The following is a 14506-nucleotide window of genomic DNA, read 5'->3' on the forward strand; positions in this document are numbered from 1 at the left end:
TGAGAGGATGCGGGCGCCATGGGAGCCCGCACCGAGACGCCCAGCGACGCCCGCGTCAGCGCCGCCGCGCTGTGGTCGCGCGCGCTGGTGGTGGGGTCGATGGCGTTCTTCCTCGGCGTGACGGGCCACGTGATGGCCGACGGCCTGCTCCCCGGCCCGGTGCTGGTCACCGCCCTGCTGGCCGCGACGGTGCTGACGACCGCGCCGGTCGTCGTACGCCGGGTGGGGGCGCCCGCGATGGTCGCCCTGCTGGTGGTGGGACAGACGTTCATCCACCTCTGCCTCACCATGACCGCCGGCCACCGCGGCGACCACGCCGTGACCGCGGCCGGTGCCGCGGCGACACCCGCGCCCAGGCCGACCGTGCCCGACCTCGGCACTCTCGCCACGGTCGACGGCCGACGGGTCGGCTCGCTGCAGGACGCCTACCGCAGCGTCACCGACGTGCCGCCGGGTGCCGGCGGCGACCCGCTGCGCGACGCGGTCGGCCACCTCGTGGCCGACCTGCACGCGCACGCGCCGATGATGCTCGCCCACCTGCTCGCCGCCGCCCTCGTCGGCCTCTGGCTTGCCCACGGCGAGCGCGTCCTGTGGACCCTCGTCGAGCTCACCACCCGGGCCCTCGTCGCACTCGTGCGCCCGGTCGCCGCGCCCGCCGTGCCCCGGCGGGTGGCGACCCGCACCGTCACCCAGGCCTCCCCCGGTCCGCGCACGCTCTGGATCGCCCGCTCGCACGCGCGTCGCGGTCCGCCCCGGCTGCTCCTCGCCGTCCCCGCGCGCTGACGCCCCGCACCTGACCAGGCCCGACTCGAGACCGAGGCCGGCGGGCGCGTCTGCGCGCTCCCACCCGTCTCGAGGAGAGTCCCATGACCGACGTCCTCGCGCACTCGCGCGAGCCTGCCCAGCCACCGCCCACCCGCCGTACGAGGTCCGGCGGCCCGAAGTCCTCCGGCCTGTTCCGGGCCGTGTGGCGCTGGCACTTCTTCGCCAGCTTCCTGGTCGTGCCCGTCCTGCTCGTGCTCGCGAGCACCGGGCTCATCTACCTGTTCCGCTTCCAGCTCGAGCCGCTGATGCACCCCGACCTGATGAAGGTCGACCCGTCCAGCGGCACTGGGGTGGCCCAGCCCTACTCGACGCAGCTCTCACTGGTCGAGGAGGCCTACCCCGGCTCGATGGCCCTCTCCCTCGCCGAGCCGCGCGACGACGACCGCCCCACGGTCGTCTCCATCACCACGGCCGACGGCGCCGCCCGCGACGTCTACGTCGACCAGTACGCCCCCGCCGTGCTCGGCTCCATCGACCCCGAGACGACGCTGTCGGGGCGGGCGATCGCGCTGCACGCCGACCTGATGGCCGGCACCGTCGGCGACCGGGTGATGGAGCTCGGCGCCTGCTGGGCGATCGTGATGGCCCTGACCGGCTACTACCTGTTCGTCCGCGGCTGGCGCAACCGGCGCCGGGCCCGCAAGGCCGAGCGGGCGGGCGCGAGGCTGCGCTACCGCCACGGCCTGGTCGGTGCGGTCGTCGGCGTCGGGCTGCTCACCCTGCTGGTCTCGGGGCTGCCCTGGACCGGCTTCTGGGGCGCGCAGGTCCAGAGCCTCGCCACCGCGCGCGGCTCGTCGATGTGGAGCGCCGACCCCGGGGCGATCAGCGACCCGACGTCGTCGCTCGACGAGTCGCTGCCGCACTCGCACTCCCAGGACGTCCCGTGGGGCATGGGCCACTCGCAGGTGCCGCGGTCGGATCCCGACGCGGTCACGGTCGACGAGAACGGCGAGATCAGCACGGCCAACGTCGACACCGCGGTCGCGGTCGCCGACCGCGAGGGGCTGCGCCACCCGATGACCGTCGCACTGCCCGCGCCCGACGACGAGACCGGCGTCTACTCGGTCATCGGCTACGCCTTCGACGCCCCCTCCGACGAGCGCACCGTGCACGTCGGGCGCTACGGCGGCGAGGTCGTGTCGACGTACGGCTTCGACGACTACCCGCTGCTCGCCAAGGTCGTCTCGCAGGGCATCGGCCTGCACGAGGGGCGCAGCCTCGGCCTGTGGTCGTTCTGGGGCGCCGCTCTGATGTGCATCGGCGTCGTCTTCATGTGCCTGAGCGGTCCGCTGATGTGGTGGCGCCGCCGGCCGAAGGGAGCGGGCCGGCTCGGCGCCCCGCGCGGTCGGCTGCCGCTGAAGGCGACGCCGCTGCTCGTGGTCGGTCTGGTCGCGCTGGGGGTGTTCCTGCCGCTGTTCGGCATCTCGCTGGTGGTCGTGCTGCTGCTCGACCAGCTCGTGCTGCGCCGGGTCCCGGCGCTGTCGCGGTGGTTCGACACGGTCGAGCCGAAGCCAGCCGCGCCCGCCTGAGCAACGGCCCCGCGACAGCACTCGGCCCCCGGCCGCTCCGTCAGACGACGGGCGGACCGGGGGCCGTGTGCGTGTGCGTGTGGGGCGGGGCCTCAGGACCCGGCGACCGCCGACTTGAACGCGGCGCCGGCCTTGAACGCCGGGGCGGTGCTCGCGGCGATCTGCATCTCGGCGCCGGTCTGCGGGTTGCGGCCGGTGCGAGCGGAGCGCTCACGGGCCTCGAAGGTGCCGAAGCCGGGGATCGTGACCTTCTCGCCGGCGGCGACGGTCTTGGTGATGGTCTCGATCAGGGCGTCCAGCGCGCGCTCGGCGTCCGCTCCGCTCAGGCCCGAGGCCTGGGAGACGGCGTCCTTGAGCTGGCTCTTGTTCATGGGGTTCCTTCCAGATGGTGCGAGAACGACTCTCAGCGCGGGGCACGGTACCAGCGGTTCTGGCCGTCATCTGCCCGCACAGGACACCAGTTGACCATCTACGGTGGGCGGACCATGAGCCAGCCACGCCGTGTCGAGCCAGATCACCCGCCCGACCACCGGCCACAGGTCGACCCCGAGGACGCCCTCCTCGCCGACGACCGGGTGCAGCTGCTCGCCTTCGTCGACGCCCAGCGCGCCGAGGTCCTGGCCCTGCTCGACGGGCTGGACGAGGCGCAGGTCCGGGCCCGCCTGGTCCCCTCGGCCACCACGCTGCTGGGGCTGGTCAAGCACTGCACGTTCGTCGAGCGGGTGTGGTTCCCGGTGTCGCTGGAGGGCCGCTCGCGCACCGAGGTCGGGGTGCCCGAGGACGCCGAGGCGAGCTGGGCGCTCCACGACGCCGACACGATCGACTCGGTCCGCACGGCCTACCTCGCCGCGTGTGAGGAGTCGCGGGCCCTCGTGGCGTCGTACGACCTCGACGCGGTGGTGGCGCACAACCGCCGCAGCCCGCTGAGCCTGCGGTGGGTGCTGCTGCACCTCGTGCGCGAGCTCGCCCGCCACGCCGGCCACGGCGACGTGCTGCGCGAGCAGCTGCTGGCGCAGACAGCACCGAGCGAGGAGTAGCAGAATCTCGCGGGTCGCTGTCGAGAACGACGACCGAGCGGCGACGAGTGGTGCAGACGACCCCGCCCGGGGTCACGACAGAGAGGCCACAACCGTGAAGTACGTCGTCATGTTCACCTCCAGCCCCGATCTCGACGCGCAGACCGACCCCGAGACGGCGAGCGCGGTCTACCGCCGCATCTACGAGTGGTTCGGCGAGCACGCCGCCTCCATCGCCGACGGCGGCGCCGAGCTGATGGGCGTCGAGACCGCCACGACCGTCCGGCGCTCCGACGCGGGCCCGGTGGTCGTCGACGGCCCGTTCAACGAGGCGAAGGAGGTCATCGGCGGGTTCTCGGTCCTCGACGTGCCGGACCTCGACGCCGCCATCGCGATCGCCCGCACCTGGCCGATGCTCGACCTTCCCGGCACCTCCGTGGAGATCCGGCCGATGGTCGTGGACTACTCGCAGTTCGAGTGAGCCACCACCGGGTCACCGACGGTCTCCTCGCGCAGGTCCTGCGCGAGGAGACCGGCCCGCTCGTCGCCCGCCTGGCCCGTCGCCACCGCGACTTCGACCTCGCCGAGGAGGCCGTGCAGTCGGCGGTGGTGGAGGCGCTCACCGCGTGGCGGCGCGACGGGCCGCCACGCAACCCCGCGGCGTGGCTGCAGGTCGCCGCCCAGCGCAACGCCCTCGACGGCGTACGCCGCTCCGCGCGGCAGCGGCGCCTCGCGGAGCGCGTGCCCGCACCCTCCGAGGGCGCCTCCGAAGTCGCCTCGACGGCCGACTCGACCGGCACCGACGACCGCATCGCGTTGCTGTTCGCCTGTTGCCACCCCGCGCTGGCCCCCGAGGCCCGGCTCGCACTGACCCTGCGCGCCGTGGTGGGGATGACCACCCCGCAGATCGCGCGGGCCTTCCTGACCTCGGAGGCGACCCTCGCGCAGCGCATCGTGCGCGCCAAGCGGAAGGTGAGCACCGTGGGGATCAGCCTGACGGTGCCGGCGGCCACCGAGCTCCCCGCCCGCCTCGACGACGTCCTCTCGGTGATCTGCACGGTCTTCAGCGAGGGGTTCGTCTCGACCACCGGCACCGGCCACGACCGTGACCTGGCGGCCGACGCGGTGTGGCTGGCCTCCGCCGTCGCCGCGGCGCAGCCGACCTCGGCGGAGGCCCTGGGCCTCGCCGCGCTGCTGACGCTCCAGCACGCCCGCGCGGCCGCGCGCTTCGACGCCCACGGCGACCTGGTCCTGCTCGCCCACCAGGACCGCTCCCGGTGGGACCACGAGGCGATCGCGAGCGCGGACGCGCTGCTCGAGCGGGCCGCCCGGCTCCGCGCGCCCGGGCGCTACCAGCTGCGGGCGGCGATCGCGGCCGTCCACGCCACCGCACCGAGCTGGGAGGACACCGACTGGTCGCAGGTGGTCGCGCTCTACGACCTCCTCGCCGCCCACGACCCCTCCCCCGTCGTCCGCCTCAACCAGGAGATCGCCCGGTCGCACACCGGCTCGCCCGCCGAGGCCCTGGAGCGCCTCGACGGCCTCGCGACCGCGCTGGCGTCGTACCACCTCTTCCACGCGACGCGGGCCCAGCTGCTGCGGGCCCTCGGTCGCGACGAGGAGGCCCGCTCCGCCGACGAGACCGCCCTGTCACTGACCTCGAACGACGCCGAGCGGCGCCTGCTCACCGTCCGGCTGCGCCGCCGCCCGCTCGACGACGGCAGCTGACCCGGTCGTCCCCCGAGGGGACTGTCGGTGCTGGGCGGCATGATGAGGAGCGTGAGTGAGCAGCCCACGGCGGCGACCCCGGAGGCCCGCGAGGAGCACCGGCGCATCGCCGACGAGATCGAGGACGCCCGCTACCGCTACTACGTCCTCGACGACCCGACGCTCGACGACGCCGACTTCGACCGGCGGCTGCGGCGCCTCGAGGCGCTCGAGGCGGAGTTCCCCGAGCTGCAGACGCCCGACTCCCCCACGCAGAAGGTGGGCGGCGCGGTCTCGACGGAGTTCACCGCGGTCGACCACCTCCAGCGCATGGAGAGCCTCGACAACGCCTTCACCTACGACGAGCTCGCGGCGTGGCACGCGCGGCTGGCGCGCGACGGCGCCGAGGACCCCGCGCTGCTGTGCGAGCTCAAGGTCGACGGCCTGGCCATCAACCTGCTCTACGAGGACGGGCGGCTCGTGCGTGCCCTGACGCGCGGTGACGGTCGCACGGGCGAGGACGTCACCCCCAACGTCAAGACGATCGACACGGTGCCCACCCGGCTGAGCGGCAGCGAGGAGTTCCCCGTGCCGCGCCTGGTCGAGGTGCGCGGCGAGGTGTTCCTGCCCGTCGCGGCGTTCGAGCGGCTCAACGCCTCCATGGTCGAGGCCGGCAAGCCCGTCTTCGCCAACCCCCGCAACGCCGCCGCGGGCTCGCTGCGCCAGAAGGACCCACGGGTCACGGCGAGCCGGGCCCTCGGCATGGTGTGCCACGGCATCGGCGCACGCGAGGGGTTCGACGTGTCCTCGCAGTCGCAGGCCTACCGCGCCCTGGAGACCTGGGGGCTGTCGGTGTCCGACCAGGTCCGCGTCGTGCCCGACCTCGAGGCCGTGCAGGGCTACGTCGAGCACGCGGGCGAGCACCGCCACTCGATCGTCCCCTACGAGATCGACGGCGTGGTGGTCAAGGTCGACGACGTCGCCCTGCAGCGTCGGCTGGGCTCGACGAGTCGCGCGCCGCGCTGGGCGATCGCGTTCAAGTACCCGCCCGAGGAGGTCAACGCCGAGCTCCTCGCGATCGACGTCCAGGTCGGGCGCACCGGCCGCGTCTCGCCGTTCGGCCGGATGGTGCCGACCCGGGTCGCGGGCTCCACGGTCGAGAAGGCGACGCTGCACAACGCCCACGAGGTCAAGCGCAAGGACGTGCGCCCCGGCGACACGGTGATCCTGCGCAAGGCCGGCGACGTCATCCCCGAGATCCTCGGTCCGGTGCTGGCCCTGCGCCCCGAGGGGCTGCCCGAGTGGGAGATGCCGACGACGTGTCCGGCCTGCGGCACCGAGCTCTACCAGCAGAAGGAGGGCGACCGCGACCTGCGCTGCCCCAACCACCGCAACTGCCCCGGCCAGGTGCGCGAGCGGGTCTTCCACGTCAGCTCGCGCAGCGCGTTCGACATCGAGGGGCTCGGCTACGAGGCGGCGAGCGCGCTGCTCGAGTCGGGCGTGATCGCCAACGAGGGCGACGTGTTCGACCTCGACGCCGACCAGCTGCGCCGGACACCGCTGTTCACCCGCGCCCCCAAGAAGGGCGAGGAGGGCCTGCAGCTCTCGGCCAACGGCGAGCGGTTGCTGGCCAACCTCGACCGCGCCAAGCAGGTCCAGCTCTGGCGGGTGCTCGTCGCCCTCTCGATCCGCCATGTCGGTCCGACGGCGGCCCGGGCTCTCGCCCAGGAGTTCGGCTCGATGGAGCGCATCCGCGCGGCCAGCGAGACCGAGCTCGCGGCCGCCGAGGGCGTCGGCCCGACCATCGCCGAGGCGGTCATCGAGTGGTTCGCCGAGCCCTGGCACGCCGAGATCGTCGACGCCTGGACCCGTGCCGGGGTCAGCATGGAGGACGAGCGGGACGAGTCCGTCCCCCGCACCCTCGAGGGGCTGACCGTCGTCGTGACGGGCTCACTGGTGGACTTCAGCCGCGACTCGGCCAAGGAGGCGATCCTCGCCCGGGGCGGCAAGGCCGCGGGCTCGGTGTCGAAGAAGACCGACTTCGTCGTCGTCGGCGACAACGCCGGCTCCAAGGCCGACAAGGCCGAGTCCCTCGGCGTCCCGATCCTCGACGAGGACGGGTTCAAGGCGTTGCTCGCCGAGGGCCCGCCCCCAGCCCCCGAACCGGACGAGTGACCCGCTCCGAACCACTCGCGTGAGCCCGTCCCTGACCCGTCTCGACGTCGCGCACCCGCGTGCCGTCGTCCTGCTCCTGCACGGCGGCAAAGAGACGTCGCGGCGCCCGGTCGATGCCCGCAGCGCCTCCTGGGCGCGGATGGCCGCCCTGCAGCGCGACGTCTCGCCGGCCTTGCACGCAGCCGGCGCGAGCACCTGGCTCCTGCGCTACCGCACCCGCGGCTGGGACGGCGGCGCCGACAAGGTCGCCGACGCGCGGTGGGCGCTGGACGAGGTGCGTTCCGGGCTGGGCGAGCTGCCCGTCGTTCTCCTCGGCCACTCCATGGGCGCCCGCACCGCGGTCCACGTGGCCGACGACCCCGCCGTCCGAGGCGTCGTCGCCCTCGCCCCGTGGTGGCCGCTCGGCGAGCCCGTCGACGCCGCCCTCGGCGTCCCGCTCCGGGCCGCGCACGGGCGCCGCGACCGGATCACGTCGTACGCCGCGAGCCGGGCCTTCGCCGCCCGCGTGGTCGCCGCCGGAGGCGACGCCTCCGTGCGGTCGATGGGCTGGGCGGGCCACTACCTCCTCAGCCGCCGCCGGGCCTGGAACGCCTTCGCCACCCAGCAGGTCCTCGCTCTCCTCCCCTGACCCCGCCTGTCACATCTGTCCCGAGAACCCCAGCAACTGCTGGGATCCCTGACGTTCTGGGGTGTTGCAACACCCCAGAACGTTGGCGATCCCAGCAGATGCTGGGATTCCGCACCCTCGAACCGCACTGGTCCAGACCAGTGCCGGTCAATCCGGTTGCTCGGAATCAACCACCGTGCGACGCTGTTCGCGATGAAACGGAACGGTTTCGTTCCATCCGTGACGACCGTCACTCCGCACCTGACGCGGAGCGACCAGAGGAGCAGCGCACCCCATGACCCCCGCCGAGACCGCCGCCGTCAGTCGGCCGCGCGTGGAGGGCGACCGCGAGGTCGAGATCCTCTCCGCCGCGCTGCGCGTGCTCGCCGACGTCGGCTACGACCGGCTCACGATGGACGCCGTCGCCCAGGCGGCGAAGGCGTCGAAGGCCACGCTCTACCGCCGGTGGAGCTCGAAGGCCCGCCTGGTGATCGACGCCCTCGAGCAGGGCCACGCACACCCGGACACCTTCGAGGCCCCCGTCGACACCGGCACCCTGCGCGGCGACCTGATCGCGACGTTCTGCGCCGCCGGGGGGCTCACCGACAAGCCCGAGGTCGACGCCTTCGCCGCGATCATGACCGCGATCGCGATCGACCCGGAGTTCGCCGCGGCCTTCCGGAGCGAGATCCTCGCCCCCAAGGTCGCAGCGACGACAGCGCTCTTCGAGCGGGCGAGGACCCGCGGCGAGATCGGCCAGGGCGTCGACATCGAGCTGCTCGCCCCGGCCCTGGCCGCCGTGGTGATGCACCGCTTCTTCCTGATGGGCCAGCCCCCCACGCGCGACATCGTCGTCCGCGTCATCGACCAGATCATCCTGCCGGCCGCCCACGCGGCCGACTGACGGACCCACTCCGCACCACAGAACGCACCACAGAAGGAACGCCATGACTGACACCCGTGCGGCCTCCGAGGCCGAGCCCAGCACAACCGGGGGCAAGAACCTCGGCTGGGCGCTCGTGCTCATCTCGGTCGCCCAGCTGATGGTGGTGCTCGACGCCTCCATCGCCAACATCGCCCTGCCGTTCATCGGTCAGGACCTGAACATCAACGACGCCAACCTCACCTGGATCGTCACCGGCTACGCCCTCGCCTTCGGTGGTCTGCTGCTGCTCGGTGGCCGACTCGGCGACCTCTACGGCCGTCGCCGGATCTTCATGATCGGCCTCGCGACGTTCGCCATCGCCTCCCTCGTCGGTGGCTTCGCCCAGAACGAGGCCATGCTCCTCGGCTCGCGCGGTCTCCAGGGTCTCGGCGCCGCGCTCGCCTCCCCTGCCGCCCTGGCGCTCATCACCACGACGTTCCCGGCCGGCCCGGCCCGCAACCGCGCGTTCGCCGTGTACGCCGCCATGTCGGGGGCCGGTGCGGCCGTCGGCCTCATCCTCGGCGGCTGGCTGACCGGCCTCGACCCGATCCTCGGCGCCGAGGGCTGGCGCTGGACCTTCTTCATCAACGCCCCGATCGGCCTCGTCGCGGCCGCCCTGGCTCCCCGCTTCCTCAAGGAGTCGGAGTCGCACTCGGGGTGGCTCGACGTCCCCGGCGCCATCACCGGCACTCTCGGCCTGCTCGGCCTGGTCTACGGCTTCAGCCGCGCCGGCGAGGAGGCCCACGGCTGGGGTGACACCTGGACCATCGCCTCGCTCGTCGCCGGCGTCGCGCTCCTGGTCGTCTTCGCGGTCATCGAGTCCCGCGTCGCGCACCCGCTCCTGCCGGTCCGGGTCTTCGCCAACCGCACCCGCGCCACGAGCTTCGTGGTGATGATGCTGGTGCCTGCGGCAATGTTTGCGATGTTCTACTTCCTCAGCCTGTTCATCCAGCTGGTCGTGGGCTACAGCCCGCTGCACACCGGGTTCGCGTTCCTGCCGTTCTCGGTGGGCATCGTGATCGGTGCGGGGCTCTCGTCCAACCTGGTGAGCCGGATCGACCCGCGCTTCATCGCCGGCATCGGCACCCTGATGGCGGCCGCGGCCCTGGTCGGCTTCTCCCGCCTCTCGGTCCCGAACGGCGTCGCCGACGTCGCGGCCCTGGCGAACGGCGGCCACCTCGGCGCCGACGTCAACTACTGGGCCTCGATCTTCCCGTTCATCATGCTGATGTCGGTCGGCATGGGCCTGACCTTCGTGCCGCTGACCCTCACCGCGGTGCACCACCTGCCCGCGCAGGACTCCGGCATCGGCTCCGGCGTGCTCAACACCATGCAGCAGGTCGGCGGCGCCCTGGGCCTCGCCATCCTCAGCACGGTCTCGCTGAGCGCGGCGTCCGACACCAAGGACGGCCTGGTCAGCCAGCTGACCGGTCAGGGCCTGCCGGCCGACGCCGCGAGCGGCCTGGCCTTCCTCGGCTCCTTCACCGAGGGCGCGACCGCGGCCTTCCTGGTCGGCGCGGTCCTCATCGCGCTCGGTTCGGCGGCGATCTGGGCGTTCCTCAACGTCAAGCACGAGGAGCTCGCCACCGACGGCCCCGAGGGCGGGGTCCACGTCGGCTGACGCCTCCTCCCGCACGCACGACGGCCCCCGACCTGCACAGGTCGGGGGCCGTCGTACGTCGTGCGCGAGGTCAGCACCTCAGTCGGTCGGCGCGAGGGGGGCGGTGCCGTAGCAACCCTTCGTCGGCCGCGAGAGGTTGCCAGGGCACCGCTCCCGCAGCGCCACCGGCGCCACACGCACGAGCAGAAGTCAGACCAGGGCGTCCTGGATCGCCGAGATGAACGCCGGGAGGTCGTCGGGGTCGCGGCTGGTGATGAGGTTGCCGTCGACGACGACCTCCTCATCGACCCAGTCGGCGCCGGCGTTCTTCAGGTCGACCGAGAGCGAGGCGTAGCTCGTGAGGCGCTTGCCGTCGACCAGGCCGGCCGAGATCAGCAGCCACGGCGCGTGGCAGATGGCGGCCAGGGGCTTGCCCGCCTCGGTGACGGCCTTGACGATCGACTGCGCCTTCTCCTCGACGCGGATCTGGTCGGCGTTGACGGTGCCGCCGGGTACGACGAGGGCGTCGATGGAGTCGACGTCGAGGTCGTCGAAGGTCCCGTCGACCTCGACCTTCTGCGTCGGCTCCTTGTCGCCCTCGACGGCCTGGATCGGGTCGGTGCCGAGGGAGTAGACCTTCACCTCGGCGCCGGCCGCGCGCAGCTCGTCGCGCGGCTTGACGAGCTCGGCCTCCTCGAAGTGGTCGGTGACGATGATCGCGATGTGCTTGCCGGAGAGATCTGCCATGCCGACTCGGTAACCGGTGGGCCCGAGAGCGACCTTCACCCCGTCAGGTGAGTGGCCGCGGTGCGCAACAGCGTCAGGGCTCGCTGGGCCCAGGCCGGCGACGCCCCCGCGAGACCGCAGGCGGGGCTGAGCACCAGCTGGTCGCCGACCTCGGCCGGGTCGAGCCCGAGCATGTCGAGCCAGCGCAGCACACCCTCGGCCACCTGGGAGTCGTCCGGCACGGCGGCCGGGTCGGTGCCGGGCAGCACGCCGAGCACGACGCTCTCCCCCGCCTCCAGTGCGGTGGCCAGCTCGTCGTGGTCGCGAGCGGTCAGCTGGGCGTGGTCGACGGCGAGCCCGCGCGCACCCGCCCCGCGGAGCAGGTCGAGCGGGGTGCCGGGCGCGCAGCTGTGCACCCAGGGCTCGGCCCCGGCCGCGACGACGGCCTCCAGCACCCAGGTGAGCGCCTGGCTGGCCTCGGGCGGCTCGACCGTGCGGTGGCGGTCGTAGCCGGACGCCGTCGGCACGGTCCCGGCGAGGACCGAGGCGAGGGCGGGCTCGTCGACCTGCACCACCAGCCGGGAGGCCCCCGGGACCCGGCGGCGCACGTCGGCGACGTGGCCGGCGACGCCCTCCGCTAGCGCCTGGGCCAGGTCGCGGCGGGCGCCGTGGTCGGCCAGCACCTTGTCGCCGCGCGGGCGCTCGACGGTGGCCGCGAGGGTCCACGGACCCGCGACCTGCACCTTGAGCGCACCCTCCAGACCCTGGGTCTGCTCCTCCAGCGTGTCGAGGTCCTGCGCCAGCAGGCTCCGGGCCCGCCGGTGGTCGACCCCGGCGGTCCCGGACGTGCCGGTGAGCCGCCAGCCGGCCGGCTGCAGGTCGGCGTCGAGCCCGTCGACCACGGCCAGGGCCCGGCCGGTCATCGACGCCACCGCGCCGCGACCGGGCACCTCGGGGAGGTAGACGAGGTCGGGGACCTCGCCGATCACGACCCGCAGGGCCTCGTCGAGGTCGCGCTGCTCCGCACCGGGGTGCGAGCCGACGCCGGTCGCCGTGGTCACGGGTCGCGCCGCGTGGAGGTGATGGTGGCCGAGCCGACGACCCGCGTGCCGTCGTAGACGACCGCGGCCTGACCGGGCGCGACGCCGTACGCCGGCTCGAGGAGCTCGACGTCGACCTGGTCGCCCGCGACCGTGACGACTGCGGGGTGCTCGGCGCCGTGGGCGCGCAGCTGCACGGTGCCGTGGAGACGCGAGGGCGGGGTGCCGCACCACCGCGGCCGCTCGCCGCGCAGCCCGTGCACGGCCAGCCGTTCGCGCGGGCCCACCGTGACGGTGCCGGCGACCGGCTCGATGTCGAGCACGAACCGCGGCTTGCCGTCCGGCGCCGGGCGCCCGAGCCGCAGACCGCGGCGCTGACCGATCGTGAAGGCGAAGGTGCCCTCGTGGCGGCCGACCTCGGTGCCGTCCTCGTCGAGGATCGGGCCGGCCCGGTTGGGGGCACGGTCGCCCATCTTCTCGCGCAGCCAGCCGGCGTTGTCCCCGTCGGCGACGAAGCAGATGTCGTGGCTGTCCGGCTTGTCCGCCACCCGGAGCCCGCGCTCGGCGGCCTCGGCGCGCACGTCGGCCTTGGTCGAGCCGCCGAGCGGGAAGAGCGAGTGGCGCAGCTGCGCCTGGTCGAGCACCCCGAGCACGTAGCTCTGGTCCTTGCCGTCGTCGACCGCCCGGTGCATCTCGACGACCCCGTCGGGCCCCTCGCGCAGCTGGGCGTAGTGGCCGGTCGCGACGGCGTCGAACCCGAGACCGAGCGCCCGGTCGAGCACGGCGGCGAACTTGATCTTCTCGTTGCACCGCAGGCACGGGTTCGGGGTGCGGCCGGCGGCGTACTCGTCCATGAAGTCCTCGACGACGTCGGCGTGGAAGCGGTCGCTGAGGTCCCAGACGTAGAACGGGATGCCGATGACGTCGGCGGCGCGGCGGGCGTCGTTGGCGTCCTCGATGGTGCAGCACCCGCGCGCACCGGAGCGGTAGGACGCCGGGTTGCGCGACAGCGCGAGGTGGATGCCGGTGACGTCGTGGCCGGCCTCGGCGGCGCGGGCCGCCGCGACGGCGGAGTCCACGCCGCCCGACATGGCCGCGAGGACCTTCACGACCGCTTCGCCGCCCGGGCCCGCTCGACGCACGGCACGACCGCCTCGACGAGCGCGTCGACGTCGGCCGCGGTGGTGGTGTGACCGAGCGAGAACCGCAGCGAGTGGCGTGCGGCCTCCTCGGTGCAGCCCATCGCGAGGAGGACGTGGGAGGGCTGCGGCACCCCGGCGGAGCAGGCCGAGCCGGTGGAGCACTCGATGCCGCGCGCGTCGAGGAGCATCAGGAGCGAGTCGCCCTCGCAGCCCGGGAAGCCGAGGTGGGCGTTGCCCGGCAGCCGGTGCACTCCGAGCGGGTCGAGCGCGGCGCCGTGCAGGTGGGCGTCGGGCACGACGGCCAGCACGCGGCGGACCAGGTCGTCGCGGAGCGCCCCGACGTGCGCGGCCCGCTCGGCCTGCTCCTTGACGGCCAGCTCGACGGCGGTCGCGAACCCGGCGATGGCGGGGGTGTCGATCGTGCCGCTGCGGATGTCGCGCTCCTGACCGCCGCCGTGCACCAGCGCGACGACGTCGACCTCGCGGCGTACGACGAGCGCGCCGACGCCGTAGGGACCGCCGAGCTTGTGCGCGGTGAGGCTGAGCGCGTCGGTGCCGCTGGCGGCGAAGTCGACGGGCAGGGTGCCGATGGCCTGGATGGCGTCGGTGTGGACCGGGATGCCGTGGGGTGCCGCGATCGCGACGACCTCCTCCACGGGCTGGACGGTGCCGACCTCGTTGTTGGCCCACATCACCGAGACCATCGAGACCGAGGCCGGGTCGCGCTCGACCGAGGCGCGGAGCGCGTCGAGGTCGAGTCGCCCCTCGCCGTCGACGGGCAGCAGCTCGACCTCGGCGCTGCCCACCTCGGCCAGCCACATCAGGGGGTCGAGGACGGCGTGGTGCTCGATCGCGGTGGTGAGGATGCGGCGCCGGCGCGCGTCGGCGCTCTGCCGCGACCAGTGGATGCCCTTGACGGCGAGGTTGTCGGCCTCGGTGCCCCCGGAGGTGAAGACCACCTCACCGGGGCGGCACCCCAGCGCCTGGGCGATGGTCTCGCGCGACTCCTCCACGATGCGGCGCGCCCGACGGCCGCTGGCGTGGATCGAGCTGGGGTTGCCGACGTCGAGCAGGTGCCGCGTCATCATCTCGACCGCCGCGGGGACCATCGGGGTGGTCGCGGCGTGGTCGAGGTAGACGACGGTATCGCTCGGGCCTGGGTCGCGCATGACCTGCCAAGCCTACGCGCGGGTGCCCGGAGGCTCCGGGGCACC

The 14506-nt window shown here is 73.7% G+C and carries 14 protein-coding genes; 9 read left to right on the plus strand and 5 right to left on the minus strand.

All coding sequences use genetic code 11. From position 1 onward, the window contains the following. Positions 1-18 precede the first annotated feature (18 nt). Both GRQ65_RS01275 and GRQ65_RS01280 read left to right on the plus strand, forming a co-directional pair. Complete coding sequence (locus tag GRQ65_RS01275) at positions 19-783, plus strand: hypothetical protein (protein ID WP_160874351.1); 765 nt, start codon at positions 19-21, stop codon at positions 781-783. An 83-nt stretch (positions 784-866) separates the two neighbouring features. Further along, a complete protein-coding gene (locus GRQ65_RS01280; RefSeq protein ID WP_160874353.1) occupies positions 867-2354 on the plus strand; it encodes a PepSY-associated TM helix domain-containing protein in 1488 nt (495 codons plus the stop codon). 92 nt (positions 2355-2446) lie between these two features. Here GRQ65_RS01280 and GRQ65_RS01285 read toward each other — a convergent pair whose 3' ends face one another. After that, positions 2447-2725, minus strand: a complete 279-nt coding sequence (locus tag GRQ65_RS01285) for an HU family DNA-binding protein (RefSeq protein ID WP_160874355.1) — start codon at positions 2723-2725, stop codon at positions 2447-2449. A gap of 114 nt (positions 2726-2839) precedes the next feature. Here GRQ65_RS01285 and GRQ65_RS01290 point away from each other — a divergent pair, with 114 nt between their 5' ends. The 7 genes from GRQ65_RS01290 (at position 2840) to GRQ65_RS01320 (ending at position 10405) form a co-directional block, all read left to right on the plus strand. Continuing rightward, a complete protein-coding gene (locus GRQ65_RS01290) occupies positions 2840-3391 on the plus strand; it encodes a DinB family protein (protein ID WP_160874357.1) in 552 nt (183 codons plus the stop codon). A 94-nt stretch (positions 3392-3485) separates the two neighbouring features. Continuing rightward, entirely contained in the window at positions 3486-3851 is a 366-nt protein-coding gene (locus GRQ65_RS01295; RefSeq protein ID WP_160874359.1) for a YciI family protein, read from the plus strand. Then, entirely contained in the window at positions 3848-5098 is a 1251-nt protein-coding gene (locus tag GRQ65_RS01300) for a DUF6596 domain-containing protein (RefSeq protein WP_160874361.1), read from the plus strand. Before GRQ65_RS01295 ends, GRQ65_RS01300 begins: the two co-directional genes overlap by 4 nt. Before the next feature lie 27 nt (positions 5099-5125). Continuing rightward, positions 5126-7252, plus strand: coding sequence for an NAD-dependent DNA ligase LigA (gene ligA, locus GRQ65_RS01305; RefSeq protein ID WP_439331838.1), 2127 nt, complete (start codon positions 5126-5128; stop codon positions 7250-7252). Between the two features lie 19 nt (positions 7253-7271). After that, entirely contained in the window at positions 7272-7880 is a 609-nt protein-coding gene (locus GRQ65_RS01310) for an alpha/beta fold hydrolase (RefSeq protein ID WP_160874365.1), read from the plus strand. Positions 7881-8154: 274 nt separating this feature from the next. Continuing rightward, complete coding sequence (locus GRQ65_RS01315) at positions 8155-8763, plus strand: TetR/AcrR family transcriptional regulator (protein ID WP_160874367.1); 609 nt, start codon at positions 8155-8157, stop codon at positions 8761-8763. Positions 8764-8806: 43 nt separating this feature from the next. Further along, positions 8807-10405 (plus strand): MFS transporter, encoded by a 1599-nt coding sequence (locus GRQ65_RS01320; protein ID WP_160874369.1) that lies wholly within the window; start codon positions 8807-8809, stop codon positions 10403-10405. A gap of 189 nt (positions 10406-10594) precedes the next feature. On the opposite strand, the gene GRQ65_RS01325 is transcribed toward GRQ65_RS01320, so the two are convergent. The 4 genes from GRQ65_RS01325 to GRQ65_RS01340 are packed head-to-tail and all read right to left on the minus strand — an operon-like array spanning position 10595 to position 14461. Further along, positions 10595-11131 (minus strand): type 1 glutamine amidotransferase domain-containing protein, encoded by a 537-nt coding sequence (locus tag GRQ65_RS01325; protein ID WP_160874371.1) that lies wholly within the window; start codon positions 11129-11131, stop codon positions 10595-10597. 35 nt (positions 11132-11166) lie between these two features. Further along, entirely contained in the window at positions 11167-12171 is a 1005-nt protein-coding gene (locus GRQ65_RS01330) for a uroporphyrinogen decarboxylase/cobalamine-independent methonine synthase family protein (protein WP_160874373.1), read from the minus strand. After that, positions 12168-13259 (minus strand): tRNA 2-thiouridine(34) synthase MnmA, encoded by a 1092-nt coding sequence (mnmA, locus tag GRQ65_RS01335; RefSeq protein WP_337191414.1) that lies wholly within the window; start codon positions 13257-13259, stop codon positions 12168-12170. Before mnmA ends, GRQ65_RS01330 begins: the two co-directional genes overlap by 4 nt. Then, a complete protein-coding gene (locus GRQ65_RS01340; RefSeq protein WP_160874375.1) occupies positions 13256-14461 on the minus strand; it encodes a cysteine desulfurase family protein in 1206 nt (401 codons plus the stop codon). The genes mnmA and GRQ65_RS01340 overlap by 4 nt, the downstream gene beginning before the upstream one ends. Positions 14462-14506 lie beyond the last annotated feature (45 nt).

Origin of the sequence: Nocardioides flavescens, from assembly GCF_009823805.1 — a bacterium.
GTDB lineage: Bacteria > Actinomycetota > Actinomycetes > Propionibacteriales > Nocardioidaceae > Nocardioides > Nocardioides flavescens.